The organism is Methylobacterium longum, assembly GCF_022179385.1.
GTDB lineage: Bacteria > Pseudomonadota > Alphaproteobacteria > Rhizobiales > Beijerinckiaceae > Methylobacterium > Methylobacterium longum.
This window is the reverse complement of the sequence record NZ_BPQS01000190.1, coordinates 1-432: the sequence shown is the minus strand read 5'-3', so window position 1 is coordinate 432 and position 432 is coordinate 1. Positions and strand designations below refer to the sequence as shown.

The window sequence follows — 432 nt, the reverse complement described above, 5'->3', positions numbered from 1 at the left end:
CGACCACTCCGTGATGACCGACTCGTCAGCCGGCATGTAGGCGTCGACGATGGCGCCCTTGCGGTTCACGACGCAGATCATCGCCGCCTCGCGCACCTCGTACATCATCGGCCGGTCGTAGGTGATGCGGAACAGCACCGGCGCGAAGTAGTCGCCCTTCTTGTCGGTCCTGTCCGCGCCAGCCGACACCGCTTCGACCTGTCTCATGCCGGCTTTGCCGGCCTCGCTCATGACGACCGCACGGCAGGTATCGACGGTGCGGTTGCGGCCCGGCACCTCCGGTAGAGGTTGCCCGATCCTCTGCAGGGCGACAGAGGTACCCTTCACTAGGCCGGTTCCCGGCACCATCGACATGATCGTCTGCTCACCGGCCGCGGCTGAGGCAGGCCCGATCGGAGCGATCTGCCAGGGCATCTGCCACGTGGCCGCCGA

General features: G+C 66.9%; 1 pseudogene. It reads right to left on the bottom strand.

The features are described 5' to 3' along the window. Positions 1-327, bottom strand: a pseudogene (locus MFF58_RS32045) (hypothetical protein); the annotation flags it as partial. Positions 328-432 lie beyond the last annotated feature (105 nt).